Below are 18,983 nucleotides of genomic sequence, written 5' to 3'. Positions count from 1 at the left end.
TGCCGTCCCCCGCCTTCAGCGCGCCCCACGCGCCGATGAGACTCATGCTACGAGTCGAGTGCGCCCTCGGGGAAGGAGTCGGGCTCGGTGCGCATCGCCGTGTCGCCGGCGATCGCGGCGAGCGCGGGCTCGAAACCGGCGACGATCGGGGCGAGCACGCGTTCGGTGTCGGCCGCGAGCGAGCCGCGCTCGGTGCCCGCGAGCGCCCAGTCGCCGGCGCCGACGGCGAGGGCCGCGGCCATCGCGGCGGCGCACGCCGCGACGAGCGGGTCTCGCCCGGGGAGACCGGCGCGGTGGGACATCCATTCGCCCAATCGCGTCGCGAGCGCGACGAACCTGCCGAGCCCGGCCTGTCGGAACTCGTCGAGCGTCTGCATGGACTCGTGCTGGCTGAGCGCGATGGGGACGGCGCCGTGCGGATGTCTCGCGGCGAGCGCGACGAGCGCGTCGCGCGCCCCCGCCACGGGCGGTGCAACGGCCGGCACGGCTTCGAGGGCTGCGTCGAGGCCTGCGAGCGTCTCATCGACGTCGATCCAGAGGAGGTCGCTCTTGCCTGGGAAGTAGTTGAAGAAGGTGTTGCGGCCGACGCCCGCGCGCGCGGCGATCTGGTCGATGGTCGTTCGTGCGTAACCCTGTTCGAGGAACAGCTCGGTCGCGGCGTCTTCGAGCGTCCGGCGTGACGAGGCCCGCGGGCGCCCGGCGGTGCGCCCGGCATGCGGGCGGGCACGGTCGTCGGAATCCGTCATACACTCATTATGAGACCGAGTCCAGAAATCGGATGCCTCGGCCTGCACGCCCTGCGGAGCAACGACGACCCGCCCGGCCCTCCCCACCCAGATCGCTTCAGAAGGAGCCGTTCGCCGATGTCCGCTTCCCCCGTCCGACCCGTCTTGCGCTCGCCGCGAGCGTCGCCGGAGCCCTCCTCCTCGCCGGGTGCGCACCCGCAGCACCGGGCGGAGGCGAGGCCTCCGAAGGCGGCACCCTCGTCTACGCGTCGGGCGACGCCGAACCCACGTGCCTCGATCCGCACGTCGGCGGCAACTTCCCGCAGGCGCTCGCAGCGACGCAGTTCCTCGAGTCGCTCGTGTCGCGCGACGCGTCGGGGCAGATCATCCCGTGGCTCGCCGAGGAGTGGCAGGTCTCCCTCGACGGCCTCACGTGGGACTTCACCTTGAAAGACGACGTCGAGTTCACCGACGGCACGCCGTTCGACGCTGCTGCGGTGAAGGCCAACGTCGAGCACGTGCAAGACCCCGAGACCGGATCGTCGACGGGTTGGCTCGCGCTCGCGAAGATCGCCGAGGTCGAGGTCGTCGCGCCCGACCACGCGCGCTTCCACCTGTCGGCGCCCGACAGCGCGCTCCTCGAGTCGCTCAGCCAGCCGTGGACGGCGATCGAGTCACCCGCGGGCATCGAGCGCGGCACCGACGAGAACTGCCTCGCTCCGATCGGCACGGGTCCCTTCATCGTGAAGGACTGGGTGAAGCAGGACCGCATCTCATTCGTCCGGAACGACGACTACAACTCGCCTCCCGCCGACGCCGAACACGACGGCCCGACTGCCCTCGACGGCATCGAGTGGCGCTTCATCGCCGACCCCGCGACCCGCTACGCGGCGCTCCAGTCGGGCGACGTCGACGTCATCGACAACGCCCAGCCCGACGCCATCGCGGCGGCGAGCGAGGAGCGCGGCATCACGCATCTCGACGCGCCGCGCCCCGGGGCATCCAATCGCATCGAGTTCAACTCGGCGCAGGCGCCGTTCGACGACGTGCGTGTTCGCGAGGCGTTCGTGCGCGCGGTCGATGTCGACGCCGGCATCGAGGGGCTCTTCTTCGACACCGCTCCGCGCTCGTTCTCCCCGCTCTCGAGCGTCGAGCCGACTTCGTTCAGCGACCCGAGCCTCTTCACGGTCGACCCCGACGAGGCGAACCGCCTGCTCGACGAGGCGGGCTGGACCGAGCGCGACTCCGACGGCACCCGAATGAAGGACGGCGCCCGCCTGACGGCGCGATTCCCCGTGAGCACGAACCAGTCGGTCGCGGCCGAGCAGTCGCTCTTCGAGCAGCTCGCGAAGGGCGCCGCCGACGTCGGGTTCGACGTGCAGATCACACTCCTCGACCTGTCGAGCTGGTACGGCGCGCTCGCGGCGCACGAGTACGAGCTCGTGAGCGCCCCGTACACGAAGGTCGGCCCCGACGTGCTGCGGATCGTGTACCACTCGGCCTCGACCGTTCCCGCGCCGAGCGGCTACTTCGCGAACCTCGCCCAGGTGAAGGATCCCGAGATCGATGCGGCCCTCGACGCGGCCTCGGCGTCGCAAGACGAGGCGGAGCGAGCCGACCTCTACAAGCAGGTGCAGCAGCGGCTTCTCGAGCAGTTCCACCTGCTGCCGATCTACGACCAGCAGAACCACTTCCTCATCTCGACGAAGGTCGAGGGAGTGCGCGCGATGCCGACGGTGTCGACGCCGACGTTCCTCGCCGCGCACTTCGTCGGCTGAGCGCCCGACCCGCCGCACGACGAGTGAACGAGCCCGCCGCCGCCGTCCGCGCCCCGACCTCCGGGGCGCGGACGGCGCGTCGCGTCTCAGCACGGGTCGCGTGGCGCATCCTCGGCGCGATCTTCGTCATCTGGGCTGTCGTCACGGTGACGTTCTTCGCGATCCGGCTCGTGCCGGGCGATCCCGCGCTCGCGATCCTCGGCGGGCCGGGCAGTCAGGCGAGCGCCGAGTCGCTCGCGCTCGTGCGAGCCGAGTACGGGCTCGACCGCCCGCTGTGGGAGCAGTACCTCGCAGCGCTCGGTCGGCTCTTGACCGGCGATCTCGGTACGTCGTACGCGTTGCGGCAGCCCGTCGCGACGATCATCGGCGAGCAGCTCGTCGGCACGCTCACCCTCGCACTGTTGTCGCTCGCGGTCGCGTGGGTCATCGGCCTCGCGCTGGCGCTGTGGTCGACGCGCGGCGACAAGTTGTCGGCGGCGCTCGGCGGCGGCCTCGAGACCGTCGCGGCGGCGCTCCCCCAGTTCTGGCTCGCGGCGGTCTCGATCGCGCTGTTCTCGACGGCGCTCGGATGGCTGCCGCCCGTGTCGAACGGCACGCCCGCCGGACTCGTGCTCCCGGTGCTGACGCTCGCGATCCCGACGGCCGGCTTCCTCGCGCAGGTCATGCGCGAGTCGCTCGTCGAAGCGCTCGACTCCCCCTTCGTGCTATCGGCGCGGGCGCGCGGCGAGACTCCGTCGGGCATTCGGTTCCGCCACGCGATCCGTCACGCGGCGATCCCGGGCGTCAACCTCTCGGCGTGGGCGTTCGGCTACCTCGTGAGCGGGGCGGTCGTCGTCGAGACGATCTTCGCGCGGCCCGGGCTCGGCCGTTCGCTCCTGCAGGCGGTGACGATCCGGGATGTCCCGCTCGTGACGGGCATCGTCATCGTGACGGCGATCGCCTACATCGTCGTGACACTCGTCGCCGATGTCGTCTCGACCGTCGTCGATCCCCGGCTCGCCCGCGACGGACAGGGGGTGGGCGCATGACCGAGACCGCCGTCCACGGGGCACGTGGCCGCACGCTCGTCCGCAGCATCGGACTCACGCTGCCCGAACTCCTCGCGCTGGTGTACGTCGTCGTCCTCGTGGTCGCGGCCCTGTGGCCCTCGCTCCTCGCACCGGGCGACCCGCTCGCGATCGCGCCGCGAGAGGCGTTCACCCCGCCCGGGCCCGGCCACGTCTTCGGCACCGACGAGTCGGGCCGCGACCTCTACACGCGGCTCGTGCACGGCGCGGGCGCGTCGCTCGTGGTGGGCGTCGCAGCGACCGCGATCGGCCTCGGGCTCGCGCTCCCCCTCGGGCTCATCGCAGGGCTCGCGGGTCGCGTCGGCGACTTCGTCGTCGGGCGGGTACTCGAGGTGCTCTTCGCGTTCCCCGGGCTCCTCCTCGCGCTCCTCGTGATCGCGCTCTTCGGGCCGGGGCCGCTCACCGCGACGATCGCCGTCGGCCTCTCGACCGCACCCGGCTACGCCCGAATCATCCGCGGACAGACGCTCAAACTCCGCCAGACCGGCTATGTCGAGGCCGCACGGGTGCTCGGCCACCGGCCCTCCCGCATCGTCGTGCGCACGATCGTCCCGAACCTCGCCCGCGAACTCCTCGTACTCGCGACGCTCGGCATCGGGCAGGCGATCGTGTGGGCGGCAACGCTCAGCTTCCTCGGTCTCGGCACCCAGCCTCCGGCGCCCGAGTGGGGCGCCATGCTCAACGCCGGTCGCACGTACATCCAGACTGCGTGGTGGATGACCGTCATCCCGGGCCTCGCGATCATCGCGACCATCGTGTCGGCGACCGTGCTCGGCCGCCGCCTCGCGGCGGGAAGGTCGGCACGATGAGCCTCGTCGACGTCAGGAACCTGCGCATCGCCTTCGGCGGCGTCGAGGTCGTGCACGGCATCTCGTTCGCGGTCGAGCCGGGCCGATGCGTCGCACTCGTCGGCGAATCGGGCAGCGGCAAGTCGCTCTCGGCCCGAGCACTCCTGGGGCTCGCCGGCCGCGGAGCGGCGGTCTCCGCAGATCGGCTCGTCGTCGACGGGGTCGACGTGCTCGAGGCATCCGAGCGCCGTCTTCGCGGTTTGCGCGGCAGCAGAGTGGGGCTCGTCCTGCAAGACGCGCTCACGTCGCTCGACCCGCTGCGACCCATCGGGCGCGAGATCGACGACGCCGTGCGCCTCCACACGGGCGAGTCACGCGATGCCCGTCGCGCCCGCGTGCTCGAGGCGCTCGCGCGCGTCGGCATGCCCGATCCCGCCGACCGCGTCGGGTCGCTCTCGGGCGAACTCTCGGGCGGCCTCCGCCAGCGGGCGCTCATCGCGTCGGCGGTCGTGCTCGATCCGCCGTTCGTGATCGCCGACGAGCCGACGACCGCGCTCGACACGGGCGTGCAGCGCCGCGTGCTCGAAGAACTCAGTCGCCTCAAGCGCGCCGGAACCGGCATCCTCCTCATCAGCCACGACCTTGGAATCGTCGCCGAGATCGCCGACCGTGTGCACGTCCTGAAGGCCGGCGGCGTGATCGAGTCGGGCGAGACCGCGACCGTGCTCGCCGCCCCCGCGACGGAGTACACGCGCCGACTCATCGGGGCGTCGCCCGCCGGCGTGCCCAGAGGCCGGCGGCTGCTCGGGACATCCGGAGCGCCCCTCGCGCAGCGCACGCGAACCGAACGTCCAGTTCCCCCGGTGCTCGCGTTGACCGGAGTGACGAAGTCGTTCGCGGGACGAAGCGGCAAACGGATCGCGGTCGACGACGTGTCGCTCGAACTCGCCGCGGGCGAGACTCTCGCCGTGATCGGAGAGTCGGGGAGCGGGAAGTCGACGATCGCCCGGCTCGTGCTCGGGCTCACGGCACCCGACTCAGGAGCCGTCGAACTCTTCGGCGAACCCTGGAGCGCCTCCCCCGAGCGCGCGCGCCGCGCGCGCCGCCCTCGCATCGGCTTCGTCGCGCAGGACACCCGCAGTGCCTTCGACCCGCGGCTGACCGTCGCCGCGTCGCTCGCGGACGCGCTGCCGACCTCCGTCGCGCGCAGCCCGCGGGCAGCCCGACGCGCACGCATCGGAGAACTCCTCGACGCCGTCGGGCTCGACTCCGCCTTCGCCACACGCCGACCCGACTCGCTCTCGGGCGGCGAGCGCCAGAGGCTCGCGATCGCCCGTGCGCTCGCACGCGAATCCGAGGTGCTCGTCCTCGACGAACCCGTGTCGGCACTCGACGTCACCGTGCAGGCGCGCGTGCTCGACCTCCTCGACGACCTGCAGCAGGAGCGCGGCCTCGCCTACCTGTTCATCACCCACGACCTCGACGTGGCCGCCCACATGAGCGACCGCATCGTCGTCTTGTGTGACGGGCGCATCGTCGAGCAGGGGCCGACGACTGCGGTGCTCGGCTCCCCGGCCGACGCCTATACGGCGGCACTCGTCGCGGATGCGCCCCGAGCCATCCGGTCGTCGCGCTCCTGAACCGGACGCCCAGCCCGCATTCGCTACCATTGACGGGAACCCACACATTCAGGCACCCCTACGGACTCGGTGCCGCATATACCGACGGAGCATGACCGCATGACGTTCCCCGAGCCCACCGACGCCCGCATCCCCGAGAAGCCCGCACTCGAAGGTCTCGAGACCAAGTGGGGCGAATCGTGGGAGGTCGACGGCACCTACCGGTTCGACCGCGACGCGGCCACCGCCGACGACGTCTACTCGATCGACACTCCCCCGCCGACGGCGTCGGGCTCGCTCCACATCGGTCACGTGTTCTCGTTCACCCACACCGACCTCATCGCGCGGTACCAGCGCATGCGCGGCAAGCACGTCTTCTACCCCATGGGCTGGGACGACAACGGCCTGCCCACTGAGCGTCGAGTGCAGAACTACTACGGCGTGCGCTGCGACCCGTCGCTGCCGTACGACCCCGACTTCACGCCGCCGTTCGAGGGCGGCGACAACAAGAGCACGAAGGCCGCCGACCAGTTGCCGATCTCGCGCCGCAACTTCATCGAGCTGTGCGAGCGCCTGACGGTCGAAGACGAGCAGCAGTTCGAGTCGCTCTTCCGCCAGCTCGGCCTCTCGGTCGACTGGACGCAGTCGTACCGCACGATCGCCGACGAGGCGCTCTTCACGTCGCAGCTCGCGTTCATCCGCAACGTCGAGCGCGGCGAGGCGTACCAGGCGCAGGCGCCGACGCTGTGGGATGTCACGTTCCGCACCGCCGTCGCGCAGGCCGAGCTCGAAGACCGCGAGCAGCCGGGCCACTACCACCGCATCGCGTTCCACCGCCCCGACGGCGGCATCGTCGAGATCGAGACGAGCCGCCCCGAGCTCATCCCCGCGAACGTCGCCCTCGTCGCGCACCCCGACGACGAGCGCTACCAGCCGCTGTTCGGCAAGACCGTCATCTCGCCCGTCTTCGGCGTCGAGGTGCCCGTCGTCGCGCACCACCTCGCCCAGAAAGACAAGGGCACCGGCATCGCGATGATCTGCACCTTCGGCGACGTGACCGACGTCGTCTGGTGGCGCGAACTCGACCTGCCGAACCGCGCGATCATCGGCTTCGACGGCCGCATCATCGCCGAGACGCCCGAGTGGATCACGACCGACGCCGGCCGTGCCGCCTACGAGCAGCTCGCGGGCAAGACGACGTTCAGCGCCAAGCAGGCCGTCGTCGAGCTCCTGCGCGAGTCGGGCGACCTCCTCGCCGACCCCAAGGCCATCACGCACCCGGTGAAGTTCTTCGAGAAGGGCGACCGCCCTCTCGAGATCGTGTCGACGCGCCAGTGGTACATCGTGAACGGCGCCCGCGACGCCGACCTGAAGGAGCGACTCCTCGAGCGCGGCCGCCAGATCGCGTGGCACCCCGACTTCATGCGCGTGCGCTACGAGAACTGGGTCGGCGGGCTCTCGGGCGACTGGCTCATCTCGCGCCAGCGCTTCTTCGGTGTGCCGATCCCTGTGTGGTATCCGCTCGACGGCGAGGGCAACCCGCGCTTCGACGAGCCCATCGTGGCAACGCGCGACCTCCTGCCGGTCGACCCGTCGTCGGCCGCCGCACCGGGCTTCGACGAGTCGCAGCGCGGCGCGCCGAACGGCTTCATCGGCGAGCACGACGTCATGGACACGTGGGCGACCTCGTCGCTCACCCCGCAGCTCGCGGGCGGCTGGGAGCGCGACCCCGAGCTCTTCGAGCTCGTGTTCCCCTACTCGCTCCGCCCCCAGGGCCAAGACATCATCCGCACGTGGCTGTTCTCGACGGCGCTCCGCGCCGAACTCGAGCACGGCGTCGCGCCGTGGGGCAACGCCGCGATCTCGGGCTTCATCGTCGACCCCGACCGCAAGAAGATGTCGAAGTCGAAGGGCAACGTCGTGACGCCCGTCGGCCTGCTCGACCAGCACGGCTCCGACGCGGTGCGCTACTGGGCGGCGTCGAGCCGCCTCGGCACCGACGCCGCGTTCGACGTGCAGAACCCGACGCAGGTGAAGATCGGCCGCCGCCTCGCCATCAAGGTGCTCAACGCGGCGAAGTTCATCCTGTCGTTCGAGGGCGTCGCGGATGCCCCGGTGACGGTGCCGCTCGATCGCAGCATGCTCGCCGCGCTCACGACCGTCGTCGAGCAGGCGACGCGTGCGCTCGACGCCTACGACCACGCGCGCGCCCTCGAGGTCGCCGAGACGTTCTTCTGGACGTTCTGCGACGACTACCTCGAGCTCGTGAAGGAGCGCGCCTACGGCGTGCAGAGCCCCGAGCAGGCCTCGGCGGTCGCCGCGCTCAAGACCGCATTGAGCGTTTTCCTTCGCCTCTTCGCCCCAGTCATCCCCTTCGCGACCGAAGAGGCGTGGAGCTGGTCGAACGAGGGCAGCGTCCACAACGCAACCTGGCCGACCGTCGACGAACTCGACGCACGCGGCGAGGCCGGCGTCGAGCTCCTCGAGCTCACGGGCCTGGCCCTCACTGGCATCCGCGGTGCGAAGACCGCCGCGAAGGCCTCGCAGAAGACGCCGGTCGTCTCGGCCGTCATCGCGGGCCCCGAAGACGCCGTGCGGCTGCTCGAAGCGGCTGCGGGCGACCTCCGCGCCGTCGGACGCATTGCACAACTGTCGTTCGAAACCGCCGAAGAGCTCGTGGTTCGCGATATCGTGCTTCCACCCGCCGAGTGAGGCGGCCCACCGACTGATCGGACATCGATGACGCACGAGATCCGCCCGGCCGGCGACGACGACTTCTTCGCCTGGTTGCCGCTCTTCGACGGATACTGCCGGTTCTACGAGCACGAGCTCGACGACCAGAAGGCGCTCACCGTCTGGACGTGGCTTCGTGACGCGACCCACCCGCTCGAAGCGATCCTGGCGTTCGACGAGGAGGGCGAGGCGATCGCGCTCGCGCATTTCCGCGGTGTTCCCGACACCCTGAACGCCACGACGGCGGTGTTCCTCGACGACCTCTACGTCGTTCCCGAGCATCGGCGCAACGGCGTCGCGCGTGCGCTCATCGAAACCGTGCACTCGCGCGCGGCCGAGCTCGGCACGGGCGGGGTCAGCTGGGTCACGTCGGCCGCGAACGAAGACGCGCAGGCGCTCTACGACTCGCTCGCCCGGCGTACCGAGTGGGTCACCTACGAGATGGACGCGTGATGCAGCTCGGCACGAGGTGGGCATTCGGCGCCGAGCCGCCGCGGTCGGTGCCCGACGAGCTGCGTGCGCGCATCGCCGAGGCCGAGGGCGCGCTGCCCGACGCCGCGGGCGGCAGCTGGACGCTCACCTGGCTCGAGGGCCGGCCGATCGCCGAACTCGACGACGGCACGGTGATCCGCGGTCTCGGTTCGCGTGAGCCCGCGGCAGACGAAGAGCCTGACGAGGACTGGTGAGGCCGAGCGTCCGAGTGCACCGCGCAGACGCGAGCTACGCTCGCGCGAGCACCTCGCCGTGCGGCATGAGCAGCCAGCCGTCGGGATCGTCGCGCCAGTCGCGCCACGCCTGGGCGATCTCGGCCAGTTCGGCATGGTTCGAGTGACCGGACTCGATCGCGTGCGCCGCGAACTCGGACTCGGTCGCCCGTTCGGCCCACGACCCGCCCCACCACTCCCGGTCGAGGTCGGACGCGAACACCCACACGCTGCCGGATGACTCGACGTCGCCGAATCCCGCGGCGCGCACCCACCGGGCGACGTGGCGACCGGCGTCGGCGGTCGATCGGTTCCATACGTACACGTCGTGGAGCAGTTCGAGCCAGCGTGTGAGCCCCGCCGATGCCGGGCTCCAGATCGTGCCGCCGTAGTCGACGTCACGGACCGCGAGGAGCCCGCCGGGCTTCAGCACGCGCCGCCATTCGCGAAGTGCGTCGATCGGGCGCTCGAGATGCTGCAGCACCTGGTGCGCGTGGACGACGTCGAAACTGCCGTCGGGGAAATCGAGCGCATAGGCGTCGCCGAAGGCGAACGAGACATTGCGTACCGCCGCACTCGCCGCGTACCCGTTCGCCTTCGCGACGACGTCGGCCGAGGCATCCACTCCGACGACTTCGCCGCTCGGAACGAGACGCGCAAGGTCGACGGTGATCGTGCCCGGGCCGCTGCCGACGTCGAGGACGCGCGCGTCGGCAGCCAGATGCTGCAGCAGGTACGCGGCCGAGTTCTCGGCCGTGCGCCACGAGTGCACGCGGAGCACGCTCTCGTGGTGCCCGTGGTTGTACGACGGGTTCCGTGACGCGCGCGCCTCGCCGCTCATCGTTCGGTCGTCTGCCGAGCGATCAGATCGCGAAGCCCAGCGCGCGCATCATGTCGCGCCCGTCGTCGGTGATCCGCTCGGGACCCCACGGCGGCATCCACACCCAGTTGATGCGGAACGCGTCGACGATGCCGTCGAGCGCCTCGGCCGTCTGCTCTTCGAGCACGTCGGTGAGCGGGCATCCCGCACTCGTGAGCGTCATGTGGATGACGAGCGCATCGTGCTCGTCATCCCAGCCGAGGTCGTAGATGAGGCCGAGGTCGACGACGTTGACCCCGAGTTCGGGGTCGACGACGTCTTTCAGCGCTTCGCTGACCTCGTCGTACTTCTCAGGCGCGAGTGAGGTGACCATGGGTCGAGTCTACGCGCGGCCTATTCGGCCGCGCCCTCCGACACCACGGCGGCCTCGGCGACCTGGTAGCGGTCGTAGCCCTCTTCTTCGAGACGGTCGGCGAGCTCGGGGCCGCCCTGCTCGGCGATCTTGCCCGCGACGAACACGTGCACGAACTGCGGCTTGATGTAGCGGAGGATGCGCGTGTAGTGCGTGATGAGGAGGACGCCGAGCCCGGTGTTCTCGTGGGCACGGTTGACGCCCTCGGACACGATCTTGAGCGCGTCGACGTCGAGGCCCGAGTCGGTCTCGTCGAGGACGGCGAACTTGGGCTTGAGCAGCTCGAGCTGGAGGATCTCGTTGCGCTTCTTCTCGCCGCCCGAGAAGCCCTCGTTGACGTTGCGCTCGGCGAACGCCGGGTCCATCTTGAGGTTCGCCATCGCGCCCCGGACATCCTTCAGCCAGCCGCGGATCGCGGGGGCTTCGCCGTCGAGCGCGGTCTTCGCCGTGCGGAGGAAGTTCGTGACGGTGACGCCGGGGATCTCGACGGGGTACTGCATCGCGAGGAAGAGACCGGCGCGAGCGCGCTCGTCGACCGACATCTCGAGGACGTTCTCGCCGTCGAGGAGGATCTCACCGTCGACGACGGTGTACTTCGGGTGACCGGCGATCGTGTACGCGAGGGTCGACTTGCCCGAGCCGTTCGGGCCCATGATGGCGTGCACCTCGCCCTCGTTGATCACCAGGTCGACGCCGCGGAGGATCTCGCGGGTGCCCTGGTCGGTCTCGACGTTGACGTGCAGGTTCTTGATCTCGAGCACGGACATGAGGTGTGGTTCTTCTTTCGATCGGCCGGCCGCGAAGCCGGAATGAGCATCAGACGGTCAGCGTGACCGCGGGGTCGATGAAGACGTCGCCGCCCTCGATCTCGACCTGGTAGACGGGGACCGGCTCGTAGGCCGGAAGGGTGAGCGGCTTGCCCGTGTGCAGCGAGAACTTCGACCCGTGGGCCCAGCACTCGAGGGTGTCGTCTTCTACGAAGCCCTCGGCGAGCGAGATGTCGCCGTGGGTGCAGGTGTCGCCGATGGCGAAGATGTCGCCGGCGGCGTCTTTCACGACCGCGATCGGCTTGCCCTCGACGACGAAGCGCTGCGCCTCGTTCGTTCCGAGGTCGTCGACCGCGCACACACGGACGGATGCCACGTCAGCTCCCCTGCAGTTCTGCTTCGAGCGCGGCGATGAGGCGCGCCTCGAGTTCGGGCGAGCCGATCTGCTGCACGATCTCGACGAGGAAGCCCCGGACGACGAGGCGGCGCGCCTCGTCTTCGGTGATACCGCGGGCCATGAGGTAGAAGAGCTGCTCGTCGTCGAATCGGCCGGTCGCCGACGCGTGACCCGCGCCCGCGATGTCGCCCGTCTCGATCTCGAGGTTCGGCACCGAGTCGGCACGGGTGCCGTCGGTGAGCACGAGGTTGCGGTTCTGCTCGTAGCTGTCGGTGCCGACCGCGGCGTTGCCGATGAGGACGTCGCCGATCCAGACGCTGCGCGCGCCCTCGCCCTGCAGCGCACCCTTGTACGTCACGCGCGAGCGCGTGTTGGGGGCGTCGTGGTGGACGAACACCTGCTGCTCGAGGTGCTGGCCCGCGTCGGAGAAGTAGAGGCCGAGGGCCTCGACGTCGCCGCCCTGCTCTGCCAAGTGGGTCGAGGGGTTCAGTCGCACGACCTTGCCGCCGAGCGAGACGACGATGTGCTTGAGCTTCGCGTCGCGGCCGATCCGGGCGAAGTGGCTCGCGAGGTGCACCGACTCGTCGGTCCACTCCTGGAGGGAGACGACCGTAAGCTGGGCGCCTTCGCCGACGAGGATCTCGACGTTCTCGGTGAGGCGCGCATCGCCCGTGCCGCGGAGGACGACGAGTGCGCGGCTGTACGGCGCCGCTTCGATGACGGTGTGCGCGGCGCGCGGCGACGAGCCGAGGCCCGAGCGCGTGATCGTCGCGACCTTCTCGTCTTCACCGGTCACCTTGACGAGGAGCGCCTCGCCGAAGGTCGACCAGGCGTTCGCCGACGCGCGCTCTTCGGGCGTGCCGGCGGCACCGATGCGGGCGTCGTCGCGGCCGATCCACGAGACGTCGACGCCCGAGACATCCGTCGCTTCGATCTCGAAACGCGACCCGTCGAGCTCGCCGCCCGTGAGGTCTGCGAACGCGGCGACGGGCGAGAGCTTCCACTCGTGCTCGCGGCCGGTGACGGGCTCGAAGTCGGCGACTTTCACCGAGCGGAACCGCTCGGAACGCGTCTGCACGGGAACGAACGAGCCCGCGCCGTCGGAGTGGGCCTTGAGTCCGTGCTGCTCGGCCGTGGGCATGGCTGTGCTCTGCATAGCGGCGGTCATACTCAGCCCACCGATCCTTCCATGCCCATTTCGATGAGCTTGTTGAGTTCCATCGCGTACTCCATCGGGAGTTCGCGGGCGATCGGCTCGATGAAGCCGCGGACGATCATCGCCATGGCCTCGTCTTCGGGCATGCCGCGCGACATGAGGTAGAAGAGCTGCTCTTCGCTGACCTTCGAGACGGTCGCCTCGTGGCCGAGCTGCACGTCGTCGACGCGGATGTCGATCGCGGGGTAGGTGTCGGAACGCGAGATCGTGTCGACGAGGAGCGCGTCGCACCGCACGGTGTTGGCCGAGTGGTGCGCGTTCGCGTCGACGCGGACCTCGCCGCGGTAGCCGGCGCGACCGCCGCCGCGCGCGATCGACTTCGAGACGATCGAGGACTGCGTGTACGGCGCCATGTGGATCATCTTCGCGCCCGCGTCTTGATGCTGGCCGGGGCCTGCGAACGCCACCGAGAGCGTCTCGCCCTTGGCGTGCTCGCCCGTGAGGAAGATCGACGGGTACTTCATCGTCACCTTGGAGCCGATGTTGCCGTCGATCCACTCCATGGTGGCGCCCTCGTGGGCGACGGCACGCTTCGTGACGAGGTTGTAGACGTTGTTCGACCAGTTCTGGATGGTCGTGTACCGCACCCGCGCGTTCTTCTTGACGATGATCTCGACGACGGCCGAGTGCAGCGAGTCGGACTTGTAGATCGGCGCCGTGCATCCCTCGATGTAGTGCACGTACGAGCCTTCGTCGGCGATGATGAGCGTGCGCTCGAACTGGCCCATGTTCTCGGTGTTGATTCGGAAGTAGGCCTGGAGCGGGATCTCGACCTGCACGCCCTTCGGCACGTAGACGAAGGAGCCGCCCGACCAGACGGCCGTGTTGAGCGCCGCGAACTTGTTGTCTCCCGAAGGGATGACCGTGCCGAAGTACTCCTCGAAGATCTCGGGGTACTCCTTCAGCGCCGTGTCGGTGTCGAGGAAGATGACGCCCTGTGCCTCGAGGTCTTCACGGATCTGGTGGTAGACGACCTCGGACTCGTACTGGGCCGCGACGCCCGCGACGAGACGCTGACGCTCGGCCTCGGGGATGCCGAGGCGCTCATAGGTGTTCCGGATGTCTTCGGGCAGGTCTTCCCAGCTCTGGGCCTGCTTCTCGGTGGAACGGACGAAGTACTTGATGTTGTCGAAGTCGATCTCGCTGAGATCGGCGCCCCACGACGGCATGGGCTTGCGGTCGAAGAGCTGCAGCGCGCGGAGGCGGCGCTGGAGCATCCATTCGGGCTCGTTCTTCAGCGCCGAGATGTTGCTCACGACTTCTTTCGACAAGCCGCGTCGGGCGGACGCCCCGGCCGCGTCGGAGTCGGACCAGCCGAACTCGTAGACGCCGAGACCTTCCAATTCGGGGCGGTCGATCAGTACGTCCGTCATGTGCTCCTCTTCTCCTCCCGTGCGACCGGCTATCAGTCCGGCTCACCGGACCGTTCGCCGAGATGTCTCGACGTCGACCGATGATGTGCGGGCGGCTCCGTTGCGAACCTAAGATGGCTGGGTGCCTGCCGGGCGCGCGAGCGCAACTCGGGCGGGCGATCCAACCCCTTGAGTCTACAGGGTCGGCGGGTGCGGAGTCCGTGGACTCCCTGCATGGCCAGAGCCGATCCGGATCGGAATCACGCGCGTGAACACCGCGACCGGAGCCACCCAGATCAGCCGTCCGCTGCGCGTCGCGGCATGGCTCAACTTCCTCGCGCAGACGACGATCATCGCGACGGGCGGCGCGGTCAGGCTCACGGGCTCTGGCCTCGGATGTCCCACCTGGCCGACCTGTACGCCCGAGTCGCTCATCCCCACCGAGGAGCTCAGCTACCACTCCCTCATCGAGTTCGGCAACCGCATGATGACCGGCGTCGTCGGAATCGTCGCGCTCGTCGTGTTCATCCTGGTGCTCGTCGCGAAGCTGCAGCGCACCCGGCGCGACCTCTTCACGCTCTCCCTCATCGTCGGCCTCGGCATCGTCGCACAGGCGATCGTCGGCGGGGTGACGGTGTGGACCGGCCTCAACCCGTTCATCGTGGGCTTCCACTATGTGTCGTCGCTTCTCCTCGTGTGCGTGACGGCCGCGTTCCTCGTGCGGATGGACGCCGTGCCCGGCCCGCGCGAGCGCGCCGTGCCCGCCTGGTTCGCGGCCCTCACCCACGCGACGAGCTTCGTCCTCGCCGTCACGGTGCTCTTCGGCGTGCTCACGACCGCGTCGGGTCCTCACTCGGGAGATGCCGCGGCCGGCCGCACGGGCTTCGACGCCGTGCTCCTCCAGCACATCCACGCGTGGCCCGGCTACGTCCTCCTCGCCCTCACCCTCGCGCTCGTCATCGGCGCCTGGACGAATCGCCTTCCGATCCGCACATGGGTCACGACGCTCCTCGCCGTCGAACTCGTGCAGATCGCCGTCGGCCTCTACCAGGCGCGCAACGGCCTGCCCCCGCTCGCGGTCGGCATCCACATGGTCCTCGCGGCTCTGTCGGCCGCGACCATGACGGTCGTGATCCTCCGCCTCAAGCGACCCGTCGCCGCAGAGCGCCCGGCCGAGGCATCCGTCGCCGCCTGAGCGCACGCGACGGCGGGCCGTCGAAAGGCGGGTCGCGTCAGAAGGGCAGGAGCGGGTCGATCCCGACCGCCAGGAAGAGCAGCGACAGATACGCGATCGACCCGTGGAACACGCGCATGGGCGAGACCTGCTCGTGACGGATCGCGAGGTTGTAGAGGCGGTGCGTCTCGTAGACGAACCATCCGCCGACGACGATCGCGACGGCCGTGTAGACAAGGCCCATGTCGGCGATCGGGATGAGAAGGAGCGAGCACGCGACGGTCGCCCACGCGTAGAGGATGACCTGCAGACCCACCTGGGCGCGGCCGCGCACGACGGCGAGCATCGGCACGCCCGCGGCGGCATAGTCGTCTTTGTACTTCATCGAGAGCGGCCAGTAGTGCGGCGGCGTCCACAGGAAGATGATGAGGAAGAGGATGAAGGGCGCCCAGTCGAGGCTGCCCGTCACCGCGGCCCAGCCGATGAGCACGGGCATGCAGCCGGCGACGCCGCCCCACACGATGTTCTGCGCGGTGCGGCGCTTGAGGATGAGGCTGTAGAAGACGACGTACAGCAAGATGGCCGCGAGCGAGAGCGCCGCCGCGACCCAGTTCGTGAAGATCCAGAGCCACGCGATCGACGCGATGCCGAGCCCGTATGCGAAGACGAGCGCTTCACCGTCGGTCAGCTCGCCCGTCACCAGCGGACGGTTCTTCGTGCGCTTCATGACGCGGTCGATGTCGCGGTCGATGTAGCAGTTGAACGCACCGGCCGAACCCGCGCTCATGGCGCCGCCGACGAGGGTCGCGACGAGGAGCCAGAGGTTCGGCAGGCCGCCGGTCGCGAGGATCATGGTCGGCGCGGTCACGACGAGCAGGAGTTCGATCACCCGGGGCTTCGTCAACGCCACGTACGCGGCGATCTTGCGCCGGATCGGCGTCGCCTGACGGCTCTCACGGGTGGCTACTGCGGGCATCGTTCCTCTTCTCGGACGCGCGACAGCACGATGCGAACCGCGCGACCCCACACGATTCTAGGACATCGGGGCGGCCGGGCGCGGTCGGCGGGCGGCCTCCCGCCGGTCTGCGGTCTGTTCGCACAGAGCGGATGCCTCGGGCGGACACCTCGTGTCACAGCCGGACCCGCGGCATGCACGCATCCCTATACTGAGAGCAGCGCGCCCGGCTGCGCGGATTCCTCATGCCGTCCTCTGAACGACGATCTGGTGTTTCTGCTTGCCCGGGCTCCACCGCGCCGTAGCGTATCCCGGCGGTTCCCGGGGCCAGACGGCTCCTGTGACGCCGCCACGATCGGAAGGAACGAACACCTCGTGGCAACTCTGCAATGGGATTCCACCGACGCCCGCGCCGTCGACACGGCGCGCGTGCTCGCGGCGGATGCGGTGGAGAAGGTCGGCAACGGGCACCCCGGCACGGCGATGAGCCTCGCCCCCGCGGCATACCTCCTCTTCCAGAAGGTCATGCGCCGCGACCCCGCCGACCCGCACTGGATCGGTCGCGACCGGTTCATCCTCTCGGCGGGCCACTCGTCGCTCACCCAGTACGTGCAGCTCTACCTCGAAGGGTCGGGCCTCGAGCTCGACGACCTCAAGGCGCTCCGCACGTGGGGCTCGAAGACCCCCGGCCACCCCGAGTACGGCCACACCGCGGGCGTCGAGATCACCACGGGTCCGCTCGGCCAGGGCCTCGCCTCGTCGGTGGGTTTCGCCTACGCGTCTCGTTTCGAGCGCGGTCTGTTCGACCCGGATGCTCCGGCCGGCACCTCTCCGTTCGATCACTTCGTCTACGTCATCGCGGGCGACGGCGACCTCCAGGAAGGCGTCACGAGCGAGGCATCCTCGCTCGCCGGTCACCAGCAGCTCGGCAACCTCGTCGTCATCTACGACTCGAACCAGATCTCGATCGAAGACGACACCAACATCGCCTTCACCGAGAACGTCGCCGAGCGCTACGCCGCGTACGGCTGGCACGTGCAGACCGTCGACTGGAAGAAGACCGGCCAGTACGTCGAAGACGTCGAGGCCCTCAACGACGCCATCGAGGCCGCCAAGGGCGAGACCGACAAGCCGTCGATCATCATCCTGAAGACCATCATCGGCTGGCCCTCCCCCGGCAAGCAGAACTCCGGCAAGATCCACGGTTCGGCGCTCGGCGCGTCGGAGCTCGCCGCGACCAAGGAGGTGCTCGGCTTCGACCCCGAGCAGACCTTCGTCGTCGAAGACGCCGTCATCGAGCGCACGCGTGGCGCCCTCGCGCGCGGTGCCGCGGCGCACGCCGAGTGGCAGGTCGGATTCGACGCGTGGGCCGCGGCGAACCCCGAGCGCAAGGCGCTGCTCGACCGTCTCGAGGCGGGCGAACTGCCCGAGGGCCTCGAGGCCGCGCTCCCCGTGTTCGAGGGCGGCACCGAGGTGTCGACCCGCGCCGCGTCGGGCAAGGTCATCAACGCCCTCGCTCCGCTCCTCCCTGAATTCTGGGGCGGCTCCGCCGACCTCGCCGAGTCGAACCTCACGACCATCAACGGGGCGGCCTCATTCGTGCCCGAGCAGTGGTCGACGCACGAGTTCAGCGGCAACCCTTACGGCCGCGTGCTGCACTTCGGCATCCGCGAACACGCGATGGGCGCGATCCTCAACGGCATCGTCCTGCACGGACCGACGCGTCCGTTCGGCGGCACGTTCCTCATCTTCAGCGACTACATGCGCCCCGCGGTGCGTCTGGCCGCCCTCATGAAGGTGCCCGCGGTCTACGTGTGGACCCACGACTCCGTCGCCCTCGGCGAGGACGGCCCGACCCATCAGCCCATCGAGCAGCTCTCGACGCTCCGCGCGATCCCGGGCCTCACGATCCTCCGCCCGGCCGACGCCAACGAGGTGTCGTACGCGTGGCTCGAGACCCTCAAGCGCCGTCACGAGCCTGTCGGCATCGCGCTCACCCGCCAGAACATCCCCGTGTTCGAGCGCGGCGCGGGCGAGGCATCCGGCGACGTCCTTGCCTCGGCCGCGAACGTCGCGAAGGGCGCCTACGTCCTTGCCGAAGCTCCCGGCGGCACGCCCGACGTCATCCTCATCGCGACGGGCTCAGAAGTGCAGCTCGCGATCGCGGCGCGCGACACGCTCGCCGCCGAGGGCGTCAACGCGCGCGTCGTGTCGGCTCCCAGCCTCGAGTGGTTCGAAGAGCAGGATGCCGCCTACCGCGAGTCCGTCCTTCCTGTCGCCGTGACCGCCCGCGTATCGGTCGAGGCCGGCCTCGCCCTCAGTTGGCAGCGCTACCTCGGCACCCGCGGCCGCGCCGTCTCGATCGAGCACTTCGGTGCCTCGGCCGACTACAAGACGCTCTTCCGTGAGTTCGGCATCACCGCGGAGGCCGTCGTCGCCGCCGCGAAGGAATCGCTCGCCGCATAAGGCGCAGCAG

Annotated in this window: 17 protein-coding genes; 9 read left to right on the top strand and 8 right to left on the bottom strand. The window is 69.7% G+C overall.

What is annotated here, in order from left to right:
• Positions 1-47: 47 nt before the first annotated feature.
• Entirely contained in the window at positions 48-746 is a 699-nt protein-coding gene (locus tag ET445_RS12110) for a TetR family transcriptional regulator (RefSeq protein ID WP_129191524.1), read from the bottom strand.
• Positions 747-778: 32 nt separating this feature from the next.
• Between ET445_RS12110 and ET445_RS12105 the strand changes: the two genes are divergently transcribed.
• The 7 genes from ET445_RS12105 to ET445_RS12075 all read left to right on the top strand — a co-directional run bounded on the left by ET445_RS12105 (position 779) and on the right by ET445_RS12075 (position 9,396).
• A complete protein-coding gene (locus ET445_RS12105; RefSeq protein WP_129191523.1) occupies positions 779-2,503 on the top strand; it encodes an ABC transporter substrate-binding protein in 1,725 nt (574 codons plus the stop codon).
• A gap of 23 nt (positions 2,504-2,526) precedes the next feature.
• On the top strand, positions 2,527-3,531 hold the full coding sequence (locus ET445_RS12100) for an ABC transporter permease (RefSeq protein ID WP_129191522.1): 1,005 nt from the start codon (positions 2,527-2,529) through the stop codon (positions 3,529-3,531).
• Positions 3,528-4,379, top strand: a complete 852-nt coding sequence (locus ET445_RS12095; protein WP_129191521.1) for an ABC transporter permease — start codon at positions 3,528-3,530, stop codon at positions 4,377-4,379. The genes ET445_RS12100 and ET445_RS12095 overlap by 4 nt, the downstream gene beginning before the upstream one ends.
• On the top strand, positions 4,376-5,998 hold the full coding sequence (locus ET445_RS12090) for an ATP-binding cassette domain-containing protein (protein ID WP_129191520.1): 1,623 nt from the start codon (positions 4,376-4,378) through the stop codon (positions 5,996-5,998). Before ET445_RS12095 ends, ET445_RS12090 begins: the two co-directional genes overlap by 4 nt.
• Before the next feature lie 99 nt (positions 5,999-6,097).
• Complete coding sequence (valS, locus tag ET445_RS12085) at positions 6,098-8,689, top strand: valine--tRNA ligase (RefSeq protein WP_129191519.1); 2,592 nt, start codon at positions 6,098-6,100, stop codon at positions 8,687-8,689.
• 27 nt (positions 8,690-8,716) lie between these two features.
• On the top strand, positions 8,717-9,163 hold the full coding sequence (locus ET445_RS12080) for a GNAT family N-acetyltransferase (RefSeq protein WP_129191518.1): 447 nt from the start codon (positions 8,717-8,719) through the stop codon (positions 9,161-9,163).
• On the top strand, positions 9,163-9,396 hold the full coding sequence (locus tag ET445_RS12075; protein ID WP_129192540.1) for a hypothetical protein: 234 nt from the start codon (positions 9,163-9,165) through the stop codon (positions 9,394-9,396). The genes ET445_RS12080 and ET445_RS12075 overlap by 1 nt, the downstream gene beginning before the upstream one ends.
• Before the next feature lie 34 nt (positions 9,397-9,430).
• Here the strand turns inward: ET445_RS12075 and ET445_RS12070 are convergent, their stop codons facing one another.
• Genes ET445_RS12070 through sufB form a run of 6 tightly spaced genes read right to left on the bottom strand, consistent with a single transcriptional unit; the run spans position 9,431 to position 14,399 of the window.
• Positions 9,431-10,255: a methyltransferase domain-containing protein gene (locus tag ET445_RS12070; protein WP_129191517.1), complete on the bottom strand. Its 825-nt coding sequence runs from the start codon at positions 10,253-10,255 to the stop codon at positions 9,431-9,433.
• A gap of 22 nt (positions 10,256-10,277) precedes the next feature.
• Positions 10,278-10,607 carry a metal-sulfur cluster assembly factor gene (locus ET445_RS12065; RefSeq protein ID WP_129191516.1) on the bottom strand — a complete coding sequence of 110 codons (330 nt, stop codon included), beginning with the start codon at positions 10,605-10,607 and terminating at the stop codon, positions 10,278-10,280.
• A 20-nt stretch (positions 10,608-10,627) separates the two neighbouring features.
• Positions 10,628-11,413 (bottom strand): Fe-S cluster assembly ATPase SufC, encoded by a 786-nt coding sequence (gene sufC / locus ET445_RS12060; protein ID WP_129191515.1) that lies wholly within the window; start codon positions 11,411-11,413, stop codon positions 10,628-10,630.
• 49 nt (positions 11,414-11,462) lie between these two features.
• Complete coding sequence (locus ET445_RS12055) at positions 11,463-11,789, bottom strand: non-heme iron oxygenase ferredoxin subunit (protein ID WP_129191514.1); 327 nt, start codon at positions 11,787-11,789, stop codon at positions 11,463-11,465.
• Position 11,790: 1 nt separating this feature from the next.
• A complete protein-coding gene (gene sufD / locus ET445_RS12050) occupies positions 11,791-12,966 on the bottom strand; it encodes a Fe-S cluster assembly protein SufD (protein ID WP_424922848.1) in 1,176 nt (391 codons plus the stop codon).
• A 14-nt stretch (positions 12,967-12,980) separates the two neighbouring features.
• Positions 12,981-14,399, bottom strand: a complete 1,419-nt coding sequence (gene sufB / locus ET445_RS12045; RefSeq protein WP_129191512.1) for a Fe-S cluster assembly protein SufB — start codon at positions 14,397-14,399, stop codon at positions 12,981-12,983.
• Between the two features lie 247 nt (positions 14,400-14,646).
• Between sufB and ET445_RS12040 the strand changes: the two genes are divergently transcribed.
• Positions 14,647-15,573: a COX15/CtaA family protein gene (locus ET445_RS12040; protein ID WP_243695190.1), complete on the top strand. Its 927-nt coding sequence runs from the start codon at positions 14,647-14,649 to the stop codon at positions 15,571-15,573.
• Between the two features lie 37 nt (positions 15,574-15,610).
• On the opposite strand, the gene ET445_RS12035 is transcribed toward ET445_RS12040, so the two are convergent.
• Positions 15,611-16,528 carry a heme o synthase gene (locus ET445_RS12035; RefSeq protein ID WP_129191511.1) on the bottom strand — a complete coding sequence of 306 codons (918 nt, stop codon included), beginning with the start codon at positions 16,526-16,528 and terminating at the stop codon, positions 15,611-15,613.
• 354 nt (positions 16,529-16,882) lie between these two features.
• Between ET445_RS12035 and tkt the strand changes: the two genes are divergently transcribed.
• On the top strand, positions 16,883-18,973 hold the full coding sequence (tkt, locus tag ET445_RS12030) for a transketolase (protein ID WP_129191510.1): 2,091 nt from the start codon (positions 16,883-16,885) through the stop codon (positions 18,971-18,973).
• Positions 18,974-18,983 lie beyond the last annotated feature (10 nt).

It is taken from the genome of Agromyces protaetiae, assembly GCF_004135405.1.
Taxonomy (GTDB): domain Bacteria; phylum Actinomycetota; class Actinomycetes; order Actinomycetales; family Microbacteriaceae; genus Agromyces; species Agromyces protaetiae.
Note: the sequence above shows the minus strand (reverse complement) of the source record. Positions and strands in the feature narration are given on the sequence as shown.

Excerpts from the sequence above, each read along its gene's own strand:
- ET445_RS12065 (WP_129191516.1), bottom strand. The coding sequence starts at position 10,607 with ATGGTCACCTCACTCGCGCCTGAGAAGTACGACGAGGTCAGCGAAGCG.
- ET445_RS12075 (WP_129192540.1), top strand. The coding sequence starts at position 9,163 with ATGCAGCTCGGCACGAGGTGGGCATTCGGCGCCGAGCCGCCGCGGTCG.
- ET445_RS12070 (WP_129191517.1), bottom strand. The coding sequence starts at position 10,255 with ATGAGCGGCGAGGCGCGCGCGTCACGGAACCCGTCGTACAACCACGGG.
- ET445_RS12035 (WP_129191511.1), bottom strand. The coding sequence starts at position 16,528 with ATGCCCGCAGTAGCCACCCGTGAGAGCCGTCAGGCGACGCCGATCCGG.
- sufD (WP_424922848.1), bottom strand. The coding sequence starts at position 12,966 with ATGCAGAGCACAGCCATGCCCACGGCCGAGCAGCACGGACTCAAGGCC.
- valS (WP_129191519.1), top strand. The coding sequence starts at position 6,098 with ATGACGTTCCCCGAGCCCACCGACGCCCGCATCCCCGAGAAGCCCGCA.
- ET445_RS12090 (WP_129191520.1), top strand. The coding sequence starts at position 4,376 with ATGAGCCTCGTCGACGTCAGGAACCTGCGCATCGCCTTCGGCGGCGTC.
- sufC (WP_129191515.1), bottom strand. The coding sequence starts at position 11,413 with ATGTCCGTGCTCGAGATCAAGAACCTGCACGTCAACGTCGAGACCGAC.
- ET445_RS12105 (WP_129191523.1), top strand. The coding sequence starts at position 779 with ATGCCTCGGCCTGCACGCCCTGCGGAGCAACGACGACCCGCCCGGCCC.
- ET445_RS12110 (WP_129191524.1), bottom strand. The coding sequence starts at position 746 with ATGACGGATTCCGACGACCGTGCCCGCCCGCATGCCGGGCGCACCGCC.
- ET445_RS12080 (WP_129191518.1), top strand. The coding sequence starts at position 8,717 with ATGACGCACGAGATCCGCCCGGCCGGCGACGACGACTTCTTCGCCTGG.
- sufB (WP_129191512.1), bottom strand. The coding sequence starts at position 14,399 with ATGACGGACGTACTGATCGACCGCCCCGAATTGGAAGGTCTCGGCGTC.
- ET445_RS12095 (WP_129191521.1), top strand. The coding sequence starts at position 3,528 with ATGACCGAGACCGCCGTCCACGGGGCACGTGGCCGCACGCTCGTCCGC.